Genomic DNA, 18,833 nt, shown 5'->3' with positions numbered 1-18,833 from the left:
CGCGGGGATCGAAGAAAAGGGACGGAACCTGGAGGGGTTATGGACACGATGTACGGCATTGCTGCCGCGACTCTGCCGCCGATGAGTGCCTTTGCCGAAGTCTATGTGAACCGGCCCACCGCACGCGGCGGGCCGATGACGGCGATGTTCGGCCCGTTCGGCGACTGCGCTTTCGTCCTGGTGCGCCAGGGCGGCTATGGCGAGACCGAATGCTGGATCGAAAGCGCGACCGGCAGGGTCTCCTATGCCGAAATCGTCGAGGCCGATCGTGCCGGGCTGATCCAGCGCGCTACCTGACCGGCCGAAGCGCCTTCGCGAGCGCCGCCGTCGCGTTGCCGGTGATGAGATGGAGCGGCCGCGTCGCATCGTCCGGGATCGACGTCGCGAGGATTCCACCGCGCTCGAGCGCCGGAGAGTCGACCTTCGAAACATCCCCCAAATCGACCAGCAGCCGGGTACCCCGAGCGCGTACGTTGCGGATATTGCCTTCGCCCAGCGCACGCGCGATCGCTGCGACGTCGACAGCCGAATTTACCGGCGCATTAACCGGCGCGAAGACGGGCCCTGCCGCCATCGCAGCGCGCACTTGCCCGGCGATCTGGTCGGCGATCGGCCCGAACACGACCTGCAGCGCGCCATTGTCGAGCTTGAGCACGCCGCGGGCGCCGAGCGCGCGTAGGGCATTTTCATCGAGCGCCGCGAAATCGGCCACGACCAGGCGGAGCCGCGTAGTGCAGGCGTCGACGCTGCGGACATTGGCATTGCCGCCCAATGCGGCGAGCACGGCCGGCCCGCGCGCGCCGGAAGCGGCTTGCTGTGCCGCGGGAGCAACTTCCTCGTCGCGACCGGGAGTCTTGAGGTCGAAGCGCCGGATGCACCAGCTGAACGCGGCGTAGTAGATCCAGAAATAGGCGGCGCCGACGGGGAGCAGGAGCAACGGCTTCGTGGCGAGGCCGTAATTGAGCACATAATCGATCAGCCCGGCCGAGAAGCCGAAGCCGAGCTTCACCCCCAAGGCATTCATCAGCACCATCGCGATGCCGGTGAGCACTGCGTGCACCACATAGAGCATTGGCGCGAGGAACATGAAGGTGAACTCGATCGGCTCGGTGACGCCGGTGAGGAACGACGTGAGCGCGAGGCTGAGCAGCAGTCCGCCGACCGCCTTGCGGCGCCCGGGCAGCGCGTTGCGGTACATCGCCAGGCACGCCGCGGGCAGCCCGAACATCATCACCGGGAAGAAGCCCGCCATGAACGCGCCCGCGCTCGGATCGCCGGCGAAGAAGCGCTTGATGTCGCCGGTCGCGCCGTTGAAGTCGCCGAGTATGAACCAGGGGATGTTGTTGAGGATGTGATGCAGCCCGGTGACCAGCAGCAGCCGGTTGAGCAGCCCGAACAGGAACAGCCCGACCGGCCCGGCGCCGAGCACCCAGCGGCTGAGCGTGTCGATGCCCGCCTCGAACCACGGGAAGCCGAGCCCGAACAGCACGGCGCCGACGAGCCCGGCAAACCCGGCGACGATCGGGACGAAGCGGCGACCCGCGAAGAAAGCGAGATAATCGGGCAGCTTGATGTTCGAGAAGCGGTTGTAGAGCACGCCCGCGGTGATCCCGGCAAGAATGCCGGCGGCGACGCTGAGCTTGCCGATCTCCTTGGCGCGCCACGCCGTTTGTTCGAGCGCCGAGGCGGAGACCAGTTCGGGGGGCAAATGGAGCAGCACCTTGGCGCCCTCGACCGCGACGAGGTAGGCGACCACTCCGGCGAGTGAGGCAGCGCCGTGATTTTCGCGCGCCAGCCCCACCGCGACGCCCGCCGCGAACAACAGTCCGAGGTTGGAGAAGATCGCCTCGCCTGCGGCGGCAATGAAGGGCACGCCGAGCAGGTCGGCTTGCCCCAGCCGGAGGAGCAAGGCCGCGATCGGCAGCACCGCGATCGGCAGCATCAGCGCGCGGCCCAGCGGCTGCGCCTTGGCGAGCAGGGTTGCGGGTCGGAAAGTCATGCCAGTGCCTCTCGGGCAAGTGCGCGCACCTCGGCAGGGGATTCGGCGTCGCACGCCTTCCCTGCCAGCTTTACGCATGCGTTCATGTCGAGCCGGCGGACCGCCGCCTTGAGCCCGGGGATTGCGGCAGGCGTCGCCGATAGCTCGGTGATGCCGAGACCGATCAGGATCGGCGCGGCGAGCGGGTCGGAAGCGAGTCCGCCGCAGACGCCCGCCCAGCGGCCGGCCGCCTGCGCGCCCTTGCCGACCTCGCGGATCAGGCGGAGCACCGCAGGATGCAGCGCGTCGATCCGCTGCGACACCGCCGCATTCCCGCGATCGGCGGCGAGCGTGTATTGCGTCAGATCGTTGGTGCCGATCGACAGGAAATCGGCTTCGCGCGCGATCTGCCCGGCCAGCATCGCGGCCGCCGGCGTCTCGATCATCACGCCGAGCTGGACCGGATCGGCGATGCCGAGCTCCGCCCGAACGTCGTCGAGCAACGCACGCACCGGACGATAATCGCCCAGATCGGCGATCATCGGCAGCATGATCCGGCACTGGCTCGCCGGCACGCCGCGCAGGATGGCGCGAAGCTGGAGCCGCATCAGATCGGGCCGGGCGAGGCTGAGCCGCACGCCGCGCAGGCCGAGCGCCGGGTTTTCCTCATTGCCCATCGGCAAATAGGGCACCGGCTTGTCGCCGCCGATATCGAGCGTGCGGACGATCAGCGGCCGATCGCCCAGCGTCGCGGCGATCCGCGAATAGGTGTCGCGCTGCTCCTCCTCGACGGGCGCGGTATCGCGCTCGAGGAAGAGGAATTCGGTGCGCAGCAGCCCGCAACCCTCGGCGCCCGCAGCGACTGCAGCCGCCGCGTCGGTTACCGAGCCGAGATTGGCGAATATCTTGATCCGCGTGCCATCCGCCATGCGGCACGGTTCGTGCGCAGCGGCGATGTCGCGCGTGTGGCGCTCGCGCGTCGCCGACAGGCGTTCGCTCGCTTGTGCAAGGGCATCGGGGTTCGGCTCCACGGTGATCGTCGCGGCATCGGCGTCGAGGATCAACGCGGTACGATCGGCGATGGCCAGGACGCTGTCCCCCGCCGCCACCAGCATCGGGACCCCGGCCGAGGCGGCGAGGATCGCGACGTGCGAGGTCGGGCCGCCCGCCGCGGTGCAGATACCGGCGAGGCTGGCCGCGTCCAGCGAAAGGAATTGCGACGGCAACAGATCGTCGGCGATCAGGATCGTGCCCGCGCGCAGTGCCGGAACGCTCTCCCCGTCAGTGCCGAGCAAAGCCGCGATCACCTGGCGCTCGAGATCCTTGAGATCCGCGACGCGTTCCATCAGCAGCGCGTCGCCGGTAGCGCGGATCGCCGCCGCCGCTTGCCCGCTTGCGGCGCGCCACGCGAAGCCGGCGCTGCGGCCGGCGGCGATGTGCTCGCCGGCGACGCGGATCAGTTCGGGATCTTCGAGCAGCGCGCGATGCGCTTCGGCGATCGCTGCAGCCGCGCCGCGCGCGCCGGCGAGATGGCCGGTGACTTTGGCGAGCGCGGCGTCAAGTGCCGCGCGCTCGTCCGCGGGGTTCGCGCCATTGTCGGGCACGTCCTGGTCGGCGGCGCGCAGCTGCAGCGCTTCGCCGATGGCGAGCCCCGGCGAAGCGCAGACCGGCCCTTGCGTCCGGATCGCCGGCGCTGCGGGGACTACCCCCCCCTCCTCGCCCAGTCCCGACAGGATCAGTTCGGCCACGGCATCGACCGCCGCGCGCGCATCCGCGCCGACGCCGGTCACCCGGACGGCGCTGTCACGGCCGACGCCGAGACCGAGCAGCGCCACGGTGCTGCGCGCATTTGCCTGCTTGTCGCCCGCGATCAGCGCCACCTCGGCGACGAAGGGCCGCAACGCCGCGGTGATCCGCGCGGCCGGGCGGGCGTGGATTCCATGTGCAGCGGAGACGATCACCTCGCGTTCGAAACGTTCCTCGTTGGCGGTTTCACGGCTTGCCTCGCGTGGTGCCGCGCGTGCGATCCGAGCGACGCTCTCGCCCGCTTCGACGCGGCGGCCGGTCGCCTCCAGCGTCAGGACATAGCCTTCGCTGGCGAGCACCACCGGGGTGATCAACGCCTTCGCCGCTTCGGCGACGGCGTCCAAGTCGAATTCGATCAGCGGATCGCCCGCCGCGACGCGCTGCCCCGCTGCCACCTTGGCGACGAAGCCCTTGCCGCCGAGCGCGACGGTTTCGAGACCGATGTGAAGCAACAACTCGGCGCCATTGTCCAGCCGGAGCGTCACGGCATGCGCAGTGGCGGGAACCGACAGGATCTCGCCCGCCGCGGGCGCGCGTAGCACCCCTTCGATCGGATCGATGGCGAAGCCGTCCCCCATCATCCGCTCGGCGAACACCGGGTCGGGGACCGCCTCCAGTGGCGCGAGCCACCCGGCGAAGGGAGCGACCAGCTTCACGACTTCAATCATCATGCCACTCACGGAATCAATTCTACGGCGTCCACTGCCCAGACCGGCTCGACGCCCTTGGCGGTATAGCGGATGCACAAAGTCTCGTTGCCCGGACGCGGAGCGATCTTGCCGACCAGCCGGGTCAGGCCGGGATTGCCCACCGCGGGAGCGAGCGGAAGCACCGCAACGCGCGGTCCTTCGCAGGTCCCGGCGCGCACTTCGAACTCGCCGTCGGGGGTCGCCGGGGAAGCGAACTTTATCCCGTCAATGTCCTTGCCGACCTGGAAGTTGAACGGGATCTGCCCGACGGTGATCGCGATCTGCTTCGCGTCGCCGACCGGGGCCTTCTCCCATTGCCAGCACGGATTGAACAGATCGGTGACGAAGACCGCGCGCTTGCCGGTCGCGGGATAATCGTCTTCCAGCGCGAGCACGACGCGCTTGGTGCAGGTCTCGAGCATCTCGTCGCTGCGCCACCGCATCCGCTGCGCAGTAACGGTCTCCGCCAGCGCACCAGGCAATACGCGGCCGCCGTGGAACGCGGCTGCGTTGAGTTTGGCAGGAAACTTCACCGTGATCGGGCCGCGATAGGCCGGCGACTTCAGGGTCACCGGGCTGCCGTCGGTCGTATAGCGGATCTCGAGTCCGGACTGGTTGGCGAGCGTCACCGTCGCACCGTCACTGCCCGGCGTATGGGCGTAGCTGGGCGTCACTGCGAACGCGCTCGTCGCGGGACGCAGGCCAAGCGGCCGCATCCGATCCAGCTGCGGAATCAGCCGATCGACGAATGCGCCGTAATCGCGCGGTGCCTTGGCCGACCAGCCGATCTCCGCGATCGCCGAAGCACGCGGAAAGGTCATCCACGCCGAGCGTTCCTCGGTGCGGATATGCTCGGCCCACAAATTGGCCTGGAGGCCGAGGATATGGTGCTGCTGCGCGGCGGGCACTTCGGCGGGAACGGGTTCGAAATTGTAGATGGCCCGCAAGTCCATCACGTCGAGACGGCCCGGGGGCTCATTGTCGCCTGCACCCTGGCGGTGATCGAAATAGAGCGTCGGCGAGGGACTGAGCACGGCATCGTGCCCGGCCTTGGCCGCAGTGATCGCGCCTTCGACGCCGCGCCACGAAGTGATCGTCGCGTCAGGTGGCACTTCGCCGCCTTCGAGGATCTCGTCCCAGCCGATCAGCTTGCGCCCGCGCCTGGTGAGATGTTCGCCGATGCGGCGCATGAACGCCGCCTGGAGCGCGGCCTCGTCCTTGATGCCGAGCGCCTTCATTCGCGCCTGGATCGTTGCCGAGCCTTTCCACTGCTCCTTGGTCGCCTCGTCGCCGCCGACATGGACGTAGCGCGACGGGAACAAGGTGATCACTTCGTCGAGCACATCCTCAAGGAATCCGAAGGTCTTGTCGTCGAGATTGTAGAGCCAGGGAAACACTCCCCAATCGCTCTCGGTGCCCGGCGGGATCGGCACGCCGGTGCCGAGTTCGGGATACGCCCGGATCGCGGCGAGTGCATGGCCCGGCATCTCGATCTCGGGGACGATCGTGACGTTACGCTGCGCAGCATAAGCGACGATGCTGCGGATCTCGTCCTGCGAATAGAAGCCGCCGACCTGCGGGAGCTGCGGCGCACCCGCCGCGGTGGCAGGATGCCGCCAGCCGGAGATGGCGGTGAGCTTGGGATATTTCTTGATCTCGATCCGCCAGCCCTGATCGTCGACCAGATGCCAGTGCAATGTGTTGAGCTTGTTGACCGCCATCCAGTCGATCAGCTTGCGCACATAAGCGGGCGACTGGAAGTGGCGCGCACTGTCGAGCATCAACCCGCGCCAGCCGAAGCGCGGCGCATCGGCGACACCGAATGCCGGAACCGACACGGCGCCCTTGCCCGGCGCCTGGGTCATCGCCTGCCACAAGGTGACGGCGCCGTAGAGCAGACCGGCATCGTCCCCCGCGGTGATGACGGCCCCGCCCGGCATGACTTCGAGCCGATAGGATTCGGCCTTGCCCGTGGCTGCGCGGACGAAGCGGATCGACCCCGCTCGCTCGCGCGATCCGATCGCAAGCTTGAGCCCGCGCGTTTCTGCGATCAGCGCGGCGAAGCGTTCCGCCGCAACGCGCGCGCCGGGATCCCCCGCCGGGACGAGCAAAGCGGTCCGGGCGCCGAGCGCGAAGCTGCCCGATTCGCCATGCAGTTCGGCCGGCAAGGGCAAAAGCTTGGGGACCTGCGCCGCGACTGGCGCAGCGACAAGCAAGGCGCCCAGCGCGACCAGCGATCGAGAAAAGAAAATCAAGCGAGGCTCCCGACGGTGGACGGCCAGTCTAGGCGGTTTCGCGGCGGGCTCAATCGACTGCCCGCCGCGAAATCCGCAGAAAAAGCGAGCGGCGGGGAGACGATCGCTCGAAACCCCGCCACCCGTCAGGCGCCTTGCGGCGCTATCAGAAGTTGACGTTGACGGAGGCAAGCGCCCTCCGGCCGGTGCGATAGACCCCGCGCGGCAGGCGCGGCGTATTGGCATAGGCATAATATTCGCTGTCGGTCAGGTTCATCCCCGAGACGGTCAGCCCGATATTCTCGGTGATGTTATAGGTCGCCGACACGTCGACATTGGCCGTGCCGCGGACATACATCTGATCGCCGCGATCGATTCCGGTGAAGTATTTCGACCGCCAGGTATACGTCCCGCGGATCGAGACCGGGCCAGCTTCGAAGAACGGGCTCAGGCTCGCCTGGTGCCGCGAGTTGAACGGCAGATCCGCGCCATTCTGACCCTCGCCATCCGAATAGGTGTAGTTGGCGAGGATGCCGAACCCATAAGGCAGGCTCTGCTGATAGGCGACGGCAAAGCCCTTCACCTGCGCCGAACCGGCATTGAATGGACGGCTGATGTCGTAGTTCGTGACGATCCCGCGCGACGTGTTGAAATGCGCCTCGGACACAGTGCGCGTCAGGATGTAGTTGGAGATGCTCTTGTAGAAGATTTCGGCGGACAGGATCGCGCGCGGCGCGAGATACCATTCGAGCGACGCGTTGAAATTGTCCGATTCATACGGATCGAGATCGGGATTGCCGCCGCCGCCGGTCTGGATCGAATCGGCCAGCCAGAACGAGTTGGTCATGTCCGAGTAATTGGGCCGCGCGATCACCTGGGTTGCCGCCGCGCGGAAGATCAAGTCGCGCTTGAGGTCGATCGCGATGTTGATCGTCGGCAGGACGTTTTCATAGGTCTTGCTCGTGGTCTGCCACTCCCAGTTCGCGGCGACCGCGCAGGTGCCCGAGGTGCACACATAGCCCCCGCTCTCGCTGGCGGTGTGGACGTAACGCGCACCGATATTGCCGCGCAGCGCGCCCTGTTCGAAGTTGATCTGGGCGTAGGCGGCGTGGATGTCCTCGGTCACGTCCCAATTGCCCGCGGCGAACTCGACCGCAGCGAATTGCGACGGCGTCGGCACCGCCCCGCCGCCCGGCACCCAGCTGCCGCCCTCGACATAATCGACCATCGAATTGCCGTCGATCTTGAAGCGGCCGGTCATCTGGTCGTTCACGCCGTCGAAGCCGCGCAGATAATTGTCGCGCACCTGGCTCGGATCGAACAGCGAAGCAGAGGCATTGACCCCGGCGACCGTGACGCCGGCATAACGCTGGCCGGTTTCGTGGCGTCGATATTTATAGCCAAGCTGCAAGCTCTTGAGGCTGCCGTCGAACTTGAACGTCAAGTCAGCCTGGCCGTAGCGCTCCTTGTCGCTGGTCGGCTTCTCGACGAGATTGCCGCTCCAGCCCGGATCGGTCGCGAACGCCGCCGGATTGCCGAGCACGTTGGTGGTGTAGCTGATCGTGCCGGGGCTCTTGGGCGCGCCGCTGATGTCGACGGTGTAGTTCGCCCAGTTGAGGAATTCGAGGAACACCTGCTTCTTGGTGCCGCCATCGGCGTCGGACATGCCGCCCTCGACATTCAGGTTCCAGTTGACGCCTTCCCAGCCGACCTGGCCATGCCAGGTCTCGGAGTGCATCTCGGCGGTGCGGTATTGCGCGTCGAGCACCGACAATGCGTTGTTGAAGGTTGCCCCGGTGACGATCCCGTCCTGGACATTGAGCCCGGTCAGCCGGCCTGCGCTGTTCCAGGTGTTGCCCGGAAAGGCGTACATCGACTGGTTGAGATTGTCGTAGGTCGCGTCGATGCGCAGATAGTCGACCCCGACGGTCAGCTCGGGCACCGGCCGCCACTGCGCCGCCGCCGAATAGGTCAGCCGTTCGCGCCCCTGCTCGAAATAGGAAGTACCGAATGCGTTGGGGAACACCGCCTTGGGATTGGCGGCGAGCGTCGTCGCGCAGGTGCCGGCGCAAAGACCCGTATATCCCGGCGCCCCTGGCGTCGGCGGGGGCAGCGAACTCGTGCCCGCATCGTTGCGGCCATTCCAGAAATCCGCGGTGATCGTGCCATAGGCCTCGATGCCATCGCGGCGAAGCTGGTCCTTGGCGCGCTGGAACGAAGCGAGCAGGCCGATCGTGCCGCTCTCATTGCGCCAGCTGACCAGCGCCGATCCCTGGACATCGCCCTTTTTCGAGCGGTCGTTGTAGAGATAGCCGAGTGTCCCGGCGATCGTGAACGGCTTGAGATCGAGCGGCTTGCGCGTGACGACGTTGACCGTTCCGCCGATCGAGCCTTCGTCGATCCGCGCCTCGGGCGACTTGTACACGTCGACTCGGTTGACCAATTGCGGCGCGAGCAGCGCATAGTTGAAGGTGCGACCCGGCGAATCGAGGATGAACCAGTCCGCCGATGCGACCGTCTGGCCGTTGAGCAGGGTGCGGTTGAGCGCCGGATCGGTGCCGAGGATCGAGACCTTCTCGCCCTGGCCGAACTGCCGATCGACGGTGACGCCGGGAATCAGCGTCAGCGCTTCGGCGACATTGGTATTGGGGAACTTGCCGACATCCTCGGCCGAGATCGAGTCGATGATCGAATTGGCGTTACGCTTGGTTTCGATCGCGGCGGCCAGCGAGGCTCGATAGCCGGTGACGACGACGTCCTCACCTTCCTGCGCCTCGGTCGAGGCCGGCGCCTGATCCGCCGTCTGTGCGTGTGCGGCACCCGAAAACAGCGCAACCGCGCTGGCCGTGCCAATGAGAAGAGCCCGTATCCTCATATCTCGTCCCCTTTATGATCCCAGTGGCATGTCTTTTTTATACCAGTTGCATACCATTCCACAGACCATCCGTCAGACCAATAGGGGCGTCAAGAGGGATTCTTTCACAAATGTTACGCCGCCGCGCATTTTTTGGGTAGCTTGTGGTATGTTATTGGTCTTAGTATTGCCCTTCACTCGACCTGCGCCCAATGGTGGAAACCGAAATGCCGCTTCTGGCCGACAAGATACGACCCCTCGACGGAACCGGTGGCGGCCCGCTTTACCGGCGGCTGGAAGATGCGCTGCGCGATGCGTTGCGCGATCAGGTGCTCAAGCCCAATGAGGCGCTGCCGGCCGAGCGCGATCTCGCCGCGGATCTTTCGGTCTCGCGGATCACACTGCGCAAGGCGCTCGACACGCTCGTCAACGAAGGCCTGCTCGTCCGCCGCCATGGCGCCGGCACGTTCGTCGCCAGCCGAGTCGAGAAGCAGTTTGCCAAGCTTTCGTCCTTCTCCGAAGATATGGCCGCGCGCGGACGCACGGTGCGCAGCGAATGGCTCGGGCGTTCGTCGGGCGCTGTCACCCCGGATGAATCGCTGACGCTGGGGCTGAGCCCGGGCACGCCGGTATATCGTTTCAATCGCATCCGCTTTGCCGACGACACGCCGATGGCGATCGAATATTCGACGATCCCCGGTTTCGGGCTCGACAGCGAGGAGGGCGTCGGCGCGTCGCTCTATGCGGCGCTGGAAGGCACCGGCAATCGCCCGGTGCGCGCGCTCCAGCGGCTGCGCGCCGTGCTGTTCAACGCCGAACAGGCCAAATTGCTAGGGATCGATGCCGGCGCCCCGGGGCTTTATATCGAGCGCCGCGGGTTCCTGACCGATGGCCGGGTGATCGAGGCGACGCAAAGCTGGTACCGCGGCGATGCCTATGACTTTGTCGCCGAACTCGACATACGGGGTTGATGTAGTGACTACGAAGATGTTCGAGGAAGCAGGCGAAGCCGCCGCCGTCGTGCGCCGCCAGCTCGCCGCCAATCAGATCGCGGTGACTGCGCTCGCCGCCCAGCTTCGCGCGGAGCCCCCGCGCGGCGCGCTGACCTGCGCGCGCGGCAGCTCGGATCATGCCGCGACCTTCGGCAAATATCTGATCGAGACGCGGTTGGGCGTGCTGACCACTTCAGCCGCGCCTTCGATTTCGTCGGTCTATGGCGCCTCGGCAGACCTGACGGGCATGCTGGCGATCGGCATCTCGCAATCGGGCAAGAGCCCCGACATCCTTTCGGCGATGCGCGCCGCCAAGCAGGGCGGCGCGCGAACGCTGGCGCTGGGCAACACGGCGGACTCGCCGCTGGCCGAAGAGGCCGACACTTTCCTGCCGCTGCACGCCGGCGCCGAACTCAGCGTCGCGGCGACCAAATCGTACATCGCCAGTCTCGCGGCGCTGTTGCACCTCGTCGGCGAATGGGCAGGCGATGGCGAGATGCTCGAAGCGCTCCACAATGCGCCGGCGCTACTGGGTCAGGCCTGGGCGGCGGACTGGTCGCCGATGGTCGAGCGACTCGCAAACGCGCAGGGGCTCTACGTCATCGGCCGCGGGCTCGGCTTCGGGATTGCGCAGGAAGCCGCGCTCAAGTTCAAGGAGACTTGCGGGCTCCACGCCGAGGCGTTCAGCGCCGCAGAGGTCCGCCACGGACCGATGGCGTTGGTGGGCCCCGATTTCCCGTTGCTCGTCTTCCGCCAGGGCGACGAGACCGCCGACGGCGTCGACGAACTCGTTGCCGAAGTGGTCGCGCGCGGCGGCGACGTGCTGGTCAGCGGCGGCAATGTCCCCGGCGCGATCCAATTGCCGCACCCGGCCGCGCACCCGGCGATCGAGCCGATGCTCCAGATCCAGGCATTCTACCGCGCCGCCAACGCGCTTTCGCTGCGGCGCGGGTTCGACCCCGACCGCCCTCCCCTGCTCGCCAAGGTCACCGAAACCGTCTGATGCTCACTGCTCTGGTCAATGGCCGCGTCCTCCGCGCGGGTGCTCTTCGTGACGGCGAGGCGGTGCTGGTCGATGGCGACCGTATCGCCGCCGTGGTTCCTGCAAGCGAGATTCCCGCCGATGCGGCGCGACATGATCTCGCGGGCGCGATGCTCCTTCCCGGCTTCATCGACACCCAGGTCAATGGCGGCGGCGGCGTGCTGTTCAACGATTCGCCCTCCGTCGAAGGAATCGCCGCGATCGGCGCCGCGCACCGGCGCTTCGGCACCACCGGCTTCCTGCCGACGTTGATCAGCGACGACCTCGACGTGATCCGCGCAGCGGTTGCCGCAGTCGATGCGGCGATCGCGCAGGGCGTACCGGGTGTACTCGGCATCCACATCGAGGGTCCGTTTCTCAACGTCGAGCGCCGGGGAATCCATCGGCCGGAAAAGATCCGCACGCTCGACGACGAAGGCATCGCCGTGCTGACGTCGCTCAAGCGCGGCCGCACCCTGGTGACGCTGGCTCCCGAGCGAACCGATCCGGCGACGGTCCGCCGCCTAACGGAAGCTGGCGTGGTCGTCGCGGCCGGGCACAGCAACGCCACCTACGAACAGTCGATCGCGGCGGTCGAGGCCGGCGTCACCGGCATCACGCACCTGTTCAACGCGATGTCGCCGCTCACCTCGCGCGCCCCGGGCCTGACCGGCGCCGCGCTCGAACGTGCCGAACTGATCTGCGGGATCATCGTCGACGGACACCATGTCAGCCCCACCACGCTCGGCATCGCACTGCGCTGCAAGCCTCCCGAGCAGTTGATGCTGGTCACCGACGCGATGCCGACGGTCGGGAGCGATTCGGCGGAGTTCGTGCTCCAGGGGCGGCCTATCCGCGTCATCGACGGGATCTGCAGGGACGCCGATGGCACGATTGCGGGCTCCCACCTCGACATGGTCTCGGCGCTCGCCAATTGCGTGAAGATGCTGGGGACTTCGATTGAAACCGCCGCGTGCATGGCCGCGCACGCACCGGCCACCTTCCTCGGTCTAGCCGACAGCCTCGGCGAGATCGCGCCGGGCTACCGCGCCGATCTCGTCGCGGTCGACGCGAAATTTTCTGTGGTGGAAACCTGGATAGGCGGCGTCGAAAGTCGGGACCCGGCATCCACGAACAGGCGACAACACTCAGCCGTCGACGCCGCCTAGGGACTGGGCGGCTGCATGGGGGCCGGGCTGTCCCTCCACCGGTCGTGCGGCTCTTAGAACACACCATTGGTCGCGCGATCGCGGACGTGCAGGTAACGCTGGTTGAAATCGCCGACATCGCGCAGGCGATGCCAGTCGGGAAAGCTGATATGGCGCCGGTTGCGCACGATCAGTCCCTCGGCCTCGAGCATCTTCAAGACACGATTGACGTGCACCGGCGTGAGGCCGGTGGCGTCCGCGAGCTGTTCCTGGGTCATCGGCAGCTCATAACCATGATCGGGCCGGGCCGCGCCGCCCGCTTCCAGCCGCAACGCGAACTCGCACAGCAGATGCGCGAGCCGGCTACGCGAATCGCGGCGACCGATATTGAGCACCCATTCGCGAAATACCGAAGCCTCGACGAGCGTAGTGACGAGGATCGCGCGTCCGACATTGGGCCGTTCGAGCGCGATCTTCTGGAAGGCTTCGATCGGCACCTCCGCGATTTCGCCGCGCGTCAGCATCTGCACATTATGGTCGGAGACCTCGAGAAAGAGGTTCTGGAAGTCGAGTGCTTCGCCGGGTACGTGCAGCCCGATGATCTGGCGTGCGCCATCGCCGGTGACCTTCTGACGATACGCGAAGCCCGAGATCAGCACACCGCAGGCGCGCGGGCGATCGCCTTCGCGGACGATATAGGTGCCGGGATCGAGTTGGCGTAGCTTGTTTGGCAGGTGGAGCAACGCCTCGCGGTCCTCGCGCGAAAGCGTCTGGTTGGCCTCCAGCCTGGATACGAGGCCCGCAAATGGATGATCGGTGTCCGCCACGTGGCTCTCCGCATAATCGGGGGGAGCGCAAAGCATCTCTCCGCCGCCAACGCCGAATATCATGGCTGACGATTGTCAAGCATAGCATGGTGCAAGCGCATCGCCAAACCTAGGTTAGTTCGCCCGTACCCAATGATCGTCTAGAAAATACTCTGACCACGCTTGTCCGCAGCATCGCTTTATTTGCGGGGCCAACGGCGACACGGCGGGATCGATCCACGCGGCCGATCATTCGTGTCCCCATGCCGATAGCAGCTACTCTGTTCGATCTCGACGGAACCCTCGTCGACAGCAACGACTTCCACATCCGCGCATGGCACCAGGCTTTTGACGAGGCCGGCTTTCAGATCGCGCTCGACGCGATCCGCGGCCAGATCGGCAAGGGTGCCGACAATCTGGTGCCGACGCTGCTTCCCGATCTCACCCGGGACCAAGTGAAGGCGCTGGCCGAGGCAGAGGGCACGATCTTCGAGCGCTTTCTCGAGCAGATCCGGCCCTTCCCCCACGCGCACGACTTGCTCGCCCGCGTCCACGCCGCCGGGGCAAAGGTGGTGCTCGCCTCCTCGGCGAGCGGCGAGCAGCTCGATCATTATATCGACTTGATTGGCGTGCGCGGCCTGATTCACGACGCCACCAGCAACGACGATGTCGAACGCTCCAAGCCCGATCCCGATATCTTCGCCGCCGCACTTCGCCAAGCCGGGGTACCGCCCGAACAGGCGATCGCGATAGGCGACACGCGCTGGGACGTGCTCGCCGCGGCCCGATGCGGCGTGCGTACGATCGGCGTCCTTTCGGGCGGGATCGCCGAATCCGAACTCCGCGAGGCCGGCGCAATCGCAATCTACGCCGATGTGGCCGCGCTGCTCGACGATTTCGAAGCCTCGCCGCTGGCCCGCTAGCCAAACCCATGTCGCGGCTCTATCGCCGCGCGCATGGCAACCGAGCTCTACGACCTCACGGTCCCCGTCTTCCAGCGCGGCTTCAAGGCAATGGCCGCGTTCCTCGAAAAGGCACGCGCGCACGCCGACGAACACGGCATCGCGCATGACGATCTGCTCACCGCGCGACTCTATGCGGACATGGCGCCCCTCGCCTCGCAGGTCCAGCGCGCCAGCGACGCCGCAAAATTCGCGGCCTCGCGGCTCTCTGCGATCGCGCCGCCCGCCATGCCCGATACCGAAGCGAGCTTCGACGAACTCCAGGCGCGCATCGCCGCCACGGTCGACTTCCTCAGTTCGGTCCCGCGCGAAGCGATCGACGGCCGTGAGGATGCAGATGTCGAACTCAAGACGCCGTCGCGCAGCTTCCAGTTCAAAGGCCTGGGCTACGTCCAGGGCTTCGCACTCCCCAATTTCTATTTCCACGTCACCACGGCCTACGGAATCCTGCGTCAGCAGGGCGTTCCGCTCGGCAAGATGGACTATCTGGGGGGCATCTGATGGCACGGATCGCAGTGATCGGCGCGGGCGCGATCGGCGGCACGCTCGCCGCCTGGCTCGCCCAGTCGCACGACGTGACGGTCTGCGCCCGCTCGCCGCTCGCCGATCTCGAGATCGAGACCCCGGGACGCACGCTCCGGGCGGCGCCGCGCATCCTCACCGATCCAGCCACCGCCGCGCCGGTCGACTGGGTGCTGGCGACGACCAAGACCTATGATTGCGCCGCCGCCGCGGCGTGGCTGCCCGGGTTGATGGGTCCGGACACGCGGCTCGCGGTGATCCAGAACGGCGTCGAGCAGCGCGAACGCTTCCCGATGGTGGCGCCCGAGCGGACGGTGCCGGTGATCATCGATCTTCCCGCCGAGCGCACCGCGCCCGGCCGCATCGTCCAGCGCCGCGACGGCACGATCCTCGTTCCCGAAGGTGCTGCGGGCGCGGCGTTTGTCGCGCTGTTCGCGGACACCGTGATCGCCGCCGAGACCACACCCGATTTCGTCACCGCGGCATGGCGCAAGCTCGCGATCAACTGCTCGGGGATCGTCAGCGCGATCACCCGGCGCCCGGCCGAAGTCGCCAATGACGAAGGCGTGGCGGAGGTGATGCGCGCGCTGGTGCGCGAATGTATCCATGTCGGCCGCGCCGAGGGTGCGGCATTGCCCGACAAGCTTGTCGACCAGGTCGTCGAATGGACGCGCAAGGCGCATCCCGACTCGGTCAATTCGCTCCACGCCGATTTCGTCGCGGGCCGCCCGATGGAGCTCGACGCACGCAACGGCGTGATCGTGCGGCTTGGGGAGAAGCATGGCATTCCGACGCCGCTCAACCAAGCATTGGCGGCGGTGTTGGCGGCGAGCAGAAGCTAGCGATTCAGAGCGACAGCCCGGCCTCGCCTTCTTCCTGATCAGATCTCCACGATCCGCGTTGCCAGCCGCTCGGCTTCGCCGCGGTCGTGCGTCACCATCAGGATCGGCAGCGCGAGTTCGTCGCGCAATCGCTCGATCAGGCCCATAATTTCCTCCCGCCGCGCACGATCGAGCGACGACAGCGGCTCGTCGAGCAACAGGAAACGCGGGTTCGACAGCAGCGCCCGCCCGATCGCCACCCGCCGCGCCTCGCCGCCTGAAAGCGTCCGCGGCCAGCGATCGAGCAGCCCGGCGAGCCCGAGCAAGGCGATCGTATCGTCGACGTCGATCGCGCCGGCCCCTGCCCGCCAGCCATAGAGCAGATTGGCGCGCACCCGCCGGTGCGGGAACAGTCGCGGCTCCTGAAAGACATAGCCTGCGCGGCGCTGCTCGGGGGGCAGGTCCACGCCGAGCGCAGCCTCGAACAGCGCCTCGCCGCCGACGCGAACATGCCCGCGATCGGGTTCGATCAGCCCCGCCACCATGTTCAGCACGCTGGTCTTGCCCACGCCCGAGGGACCGAACAGCACGGTCAGTCCGTCGCCGCTCTCGATACGGCAGGCGATCTCGGTCTCGCCGAGCCGCTTGGCGATATGCACGTCAAAGGACATGGAGCCCCCGCCCCGCGCGCCGCGCGAGCAGCTCCGACACGATCAGCGCCGCCAGCGAGAGCAGGACCGATATTCCCGCCAGCCGCAGCACCAGCGCCTCGCCGCCGGGGGTCTGCAGCGCGGCATAGATCGCCAGCGGCAAGGTCTGGGTCTCGCCGGGCACGTTGGAGACGAAGGTGATGGTGGCGCCGAACTCGCCCAGCGCGCGAGCGAAGCCGAGAACCACGCCCGCAATCACCCCCGGCAAGCTGAGCGGCAAGGTCACCGTCCGGAACGTCCGCCACCGCCCCGCGCCCAGCGTCCGCGCCGCCTGTTCGAGCCTCCGGTCGACACTCTCGATCGACAGCCGGATCGCGCGCACCATCAGCGGCAGCGCCATCACCCCCGCCGCAACGGCGGCGCCGGTCCAGCGGAACAACACACTCACGCCGAACCAGCTCGCCAGCCAGCTGCCGATCGGCCCGGCGGGCGCGAACGCGAGCAGCAGCAGCCAACCGGTCACCACCGGCGGGACCACCAGCGGCAGATGGACCAGCGCGTCGAGCAGCACCTTGCCAGGGAAGCGCCCGCGCGCGAGCAGCCAGGCCAGCCCGAAGGCCAGCGGCAGGCTGACCAGCACCGCCACTCCGCCCACCTTGAGCGACAGCGCGACGATCCCCCATTCCTCGGCGGTCAGCATATCAAGGCGCTGTGAACCCGAACCGCGCAAAGATTGCCCTGCCCGCCCCCGACAGCAGGAAGCGGCGGAATTCCTCGGCGTCCGGGCTGGTCGCGGTGCGCAGCCGCGCCAGCGGGTAGCGGATCGGCGGGTGGCTCGCCGCGGGCAGCATCCGCACCGCGCGCACGCGCTGCGAAGCGCGGGCATCGGTGGCATAGACCACGCCCCATTCCGCCGCGCCGCGCTCGACCAGCGCCAGCGCCGCACGGACATTCTCGCCGCGCACCACGCGCGGGGCGATCGCTTTCCATAGCCCGAGCCGCGTCAGCGAAGCCTGTGCGTACCGCCCGGCGGGCACCGAAGCCGGATCGGCCAGCGCCACGCGCCCCGTCGCCAGCAACCGCGACAACGGAAGGTTTGCAGCAGCCGGCGCCGTCGACGGTTGCACCACCACCAGCCGGTTGCCGACGAGGTTCGCACGGCTCCCCGGCGCGATCAGCCCGCGGCGCTGAACGTCGTCCATCCACGGCTCGTCGGCCGAAATGAACAGGTCCGCCGCAGCGCCGGCCGCGACCTGCCGCGCCAGCGCGGACGACGCCGCGAACGAGAGCACCGGCCGGGCATGGCCGAGCCGCGCCCAGGCATCGGCCGCGGTGTTCAGCGACTCCTGCAGGCTCGCCGCCGCAAGCACCAGCGGCCCGCGCTGTGCCGCATGCGCGCGCGGGCCTGCAATCGCCGCAGCGCCCAAGCCGATCAGGAAGTGGCGCCGGTCGATCATCGCGCGCTGCTATGAAGCACGCCTGGCACGGAGAGCAAGGACCCCGGACGCTCGCCGCGGGTTGAGCAGGCCGGAGGATATTGCATGACACGGACAGGTCTGGCGCTGGTAACCGGCGGATCGAGCGGAATCGGCCTCGAGCTCGCGCGCTGCTTCGCCGAGGACGGTCACCGGCTGATCATCGTCGCGCAGGACCGCGACAAGCTCGATCGCGCCGCCGCCGAACTCCGCGCCGCCGGCGCGCCGCACGTCGACGCCTGGTCGATCGATCTCGGCGCGCCCGATGGCGGCGCGAGGCTGTTCCACGAGACCGAGAAGTTCGCCGGCCTGCCCGATTTTCTATGCCTGAACGCAGGCACCGGCGCCTGGGGCGATTTCGTCGGCCAGAGCGACCTCTATCTCGAACTCCAGTCGATCGCAGTGAACATCACGTCGGTTGTCCAGTCCGCGAAGCTGTTCCTGCCGGCGATGGTCGCGCGCGGCTCGGGGCGCGTGCTGATCACCTCGTCGGTGGTAGCGCTCGGCCCTTCGCCGCGGCTCGCGGTCTATTCGGGAACCAAGGCGTTCCTGCGCAACTTCGCCGAGGCGGTGCGCGACGAGATTGCCGATAGCGGCGTGACGATCACTGCGCTCATGCCCGACCTGACCGAGAGCGGCTTCTTCGAGCGCGCCAAGGTCGACCCCGAGTCGCTGACTGCCAGCGAGCCCAAGGCGGACCCGGCGACCGTCGCCCGTGCCGGCTACGCAGCGATGCTCAAGGGCAAGGACCATATCATCGCCCCTGCCCTGACCGGTAAGGTCAAGGCCGCAGCAGCGCGGTTGCTGCCCGACGCGCTGGTGACGAAGTTCGCGCGCGCGGATTAGGTTCGCGCGCGCGGCGGCTTGCGCCTCGA

At 67.5% G+C, this 18,833-nt stretch carries 16 protein-coding genes; 8 read left to right on the top strand and 8 right to left on the bottom strand.

Annotation, left to right across the window (positions count from 1 at the left end; all coding sequences use genetic code 11):
- The first annotated feature begins 39 nt into the window (after nucleotides 1-39).
- Nucleotides 40-297 (top strand): hypothetical protein, encoded by a 258-nt coding sequence (locus tag E5A73_RS00460; protein WP_135961849.1) that lies wholly within the window; start codon nucleotides 40-42, stop codon nucleotides 295-297.
- Here E5A73_RS00460 and nagE read toward each other — a convergent pair.
- The 4 genes from nagE to E5A73_RS00440 all read right to left on the bottom strand — a co-directional run bounded on the left by nagE (nucleotide 290) and on the right by E5A73_RS00440 (nucleotide 9,582).
- Nucleotides 290-1,999: an N-acetylglucosamine-specific PTS transporter subunit IIBC gene (nagE, locus tag E5A73_RS00455; protein ID WP_135961848.1), complete on the bottom strand. Its 1,710-nt coding sequence runs from the start codon at nucleotides 1,997-1,999 to the stop codon at nucleotides 290-292. The genes E5A73_RS00460 and nagE overlap by 8 nt on opposite strands.
- Nucleotides 1,996-4,452: a phosphoenolpyruvate--protein phosphotransferase gene (gene ptsP, locus E5A73_RS00450; protein WP_240700006.1), complete on the bottom strand. Its 2,457-nt coding sequence runs from the start codon at nucleotides 4,450-4,452 to the stop codon at nucleotides 1,996-1,998. Before ptsP ends, nagE begins: the two co-directional genes overlap by 4 nt.
- A gap of 8 nt (nucleotides 4,453-4,460) precedes the next feature.
- A complete protein-coding gene (locus E5A73_RS00445; protein WP_240699935.1) occupies nucleotides 4,461-6,728 on the bottom strand; it encodes a beta-N-acetylhexosaminidase in 2,268 nt (755 codons plus the stop codon).
- 145 nt (nucleotides 6,729-6,873) lie between these two features.
- Nucleotides 6,874-9,582, bottom strand: a complete 2,709-nt coding sequence (locus E5A73_RS00440; protein ID WP_135961846.1) for a TonB-dependent receptor — start codon at nucleotides 9,580-9,582, stop codon at nucleotides 6,874-6,876.
- Nucleotides 9,583-9,788: 206 nt separating this feature from the next.
- Here E5A73_RS00440 and E5A73_RS00435 point away from each other — a divergent pair, with 206 nt between their 5' ends.
- Genes E5A73_RS00435 through nagA form a run of 3 tightly spaced genes read left to right on the top strand, consistent with a single transcriptional unit; the run spans nucleotide 9,789 to nucleotide 12,743 of the window.
- Nucleotides 9,789-10,532, top strand: a complete 744-nt coding sequence (locus E5A73_RS00435) for a GntR family transcriptional regulator (protein WP_135961845.1) — start codon at nucleotides 9,789-9,791, stop codon at nucleotides 10,530-10,532.
- Nucleotides 10,533-10,548: 16 nt separating this feature from the next.
- Nucleotides 10,549-11,556 carry an SIS domain-containing protein gene (locus tag E5A73_RS00430; RefSeq protein WP_135962478.1) on the top strand — a complete coding sequence of 336 codons (1,008 nt, stop codon included), beginning with the start codon at nucleotides 10,549-10,551 and terminating at the stop codon, nucleotides 11,554-11,556.
- A complete protein-coding gene (nagA, locus tag E5A73_RS00425) occupies nucleotides 11,556-12,743 on the top strand; it encodes an N-acetylglucosamine-6-phosphate deacetylase (protein ID WP_135961844.1) in 1,188 nt (395 codons plus the stop codon). Before E5A73_RS00430 ends, nagA begins: the two co-directional genes overlap by 1 nt.
- A gap of 53 nt (nucleotides 12,744-12,796) precedes the next feature.
- Here nagA and E5A73_RS00420 read toward each other — a convergent pair whose 3' ends face one another.
- The gene (locus E5A73_RS00420) at nucleotides 12,797-13,612 is read right to left on the bottom strand and encodes a Crp/Fnr family transcriptional regulator (RefSeq protein ID WP_240699934.1); all 816 of its coding nucleotides are present in this window, start codon (nucleotides 13,610-13,612) and stop codon (nucleotides 12,797-12,799) included.
- A 179-nt stretch (nucleotides 13,613-13,791) separates the two neighbouring features.
- On the opposite strand from E5A73_RS00420, the gene E5A73_RS00415 reads away from it, so the two are divergent.
- Genes E5A73_RS00415 through E5A73_RS00405 form a run of 3 tightly spaced genes read left to right on the top strand, consistent with a single transcriptional unit; the run spans nucleotide 13,792 to nucleotide 15,854 of the window.
- Nucleotides 13,792-14,451, top strand: a complete 660-nt coding sequence (locus E5A73_RS00415) for an HAD family hydrolase (protein WP_135961842.1) — start codon at nucleotides 13,792-13,794, stop codon at nucleotides 14,449-14,451.
- A gap of 33 nt (nucleotides 14,452-14,484) precedes the next feature.
- On the top strand, nucleotides 14,485-14,991 hold the full coding sequence (locus E5A73_RS00410) for a DUF1993 domain-containing protein (RefSeq protein WP_135961841.1): 507 nt from the start codon (nucleotides 14,485-14,487) through the stop codon (nucleotides 14,989-14,991).
- Nucleotides 14,991-15,854, top strand: coding sequence for a 2-dehydropantoate 2-reductase (locus E5A73_RS00405; RefSeq protein ID WP_135961840.1), 864 nt, complete (start codon nucleotides 14,991-14,993; stop codon nucleotides 15,852-15,854). Before E5A73_RS00410 ends, E5A73_RS00405 begins: the two co-directional genes overlap by 1 nt.
- A 38-nt stretch (nucleotides 15,855-15,892) precedes the next feature.
- On the opposite strand, the gene E5A73_RS00400 is transcribed toward E5A73_RS00405, so the two are convergent.
- From E5A73_RS00400 to modA, 3 genes are read right to left on the bottom strand one after another with little or no spacing between them, the layout of a single operon-like run.
- A complete protein-coding gene (locus tag E5A73_RS00400) occupies nucleotides 15,893-16,504 on the bottom strand; it encodes an ATP-binding cassette domain-containing protein (protein ID WP_135961839.1) in 612 nt (203 codons plus the stop codon).
- Nucleotides 16,494-17,183 (bottom strand): molybdate ABC transporter permease subunit, encoded by a 690-nt coding sequence (gene modB / locus E5A73_RS00395; RefSeq protein WP_135961838.1) that lies wholly within the window; start codon nucleotides 17,181-17,183, stop codon nucleotides 16,494-16,496. Before modB ends, E5A73_RS00400 begins: the two co-directional genes overlap by 11 nt.
- 1 nt (nucleotide 17,184) lies before the next feature.
- Nucleotides 17,185-17,940: a molybdate ABC transporter substrate-binding protein gene (gene modA / locus E5A73_RS00390; RefSeq protein WP_135961837.1), complete on the bottom strand. Its 756-nt coding sequence runs from the start codon at nucleotides 17,938-17,940 to the stop codon at nucleotides 17,185-17,187.
- A gap of 84 nt (nucleotides 17,941-18,024) precedes the next feature.
- Between modA and E5A73_RS00385 the strand changes: the two genes are divergently transcribed.
- Entirely contained in the window at nucleotides 18,025-18,804 is a 780-nt protein-coding gene (locus tag E5A73_RS00385) for an SDR family NAD(P)-dependent oxidoreductase (RefSeq protein WP_135961836.1), read from the top strand.
- The last annotated feature ends 29 nt before the right edge of the window (nucleotides 18,805-18,833 follow it).

This window comes from Sphingomonas gei (assembly GCF_004792685.1).
GTDB lineage: Bacteria > Pseudomonadota > Alphaproteobacteria > Sphingomonadales > Sphingomonadaceae > Sphingomonas > Sphingomonas gei.
This window is presented reverse-complemented; position numbering and strand designations above follow the sequence as displayed.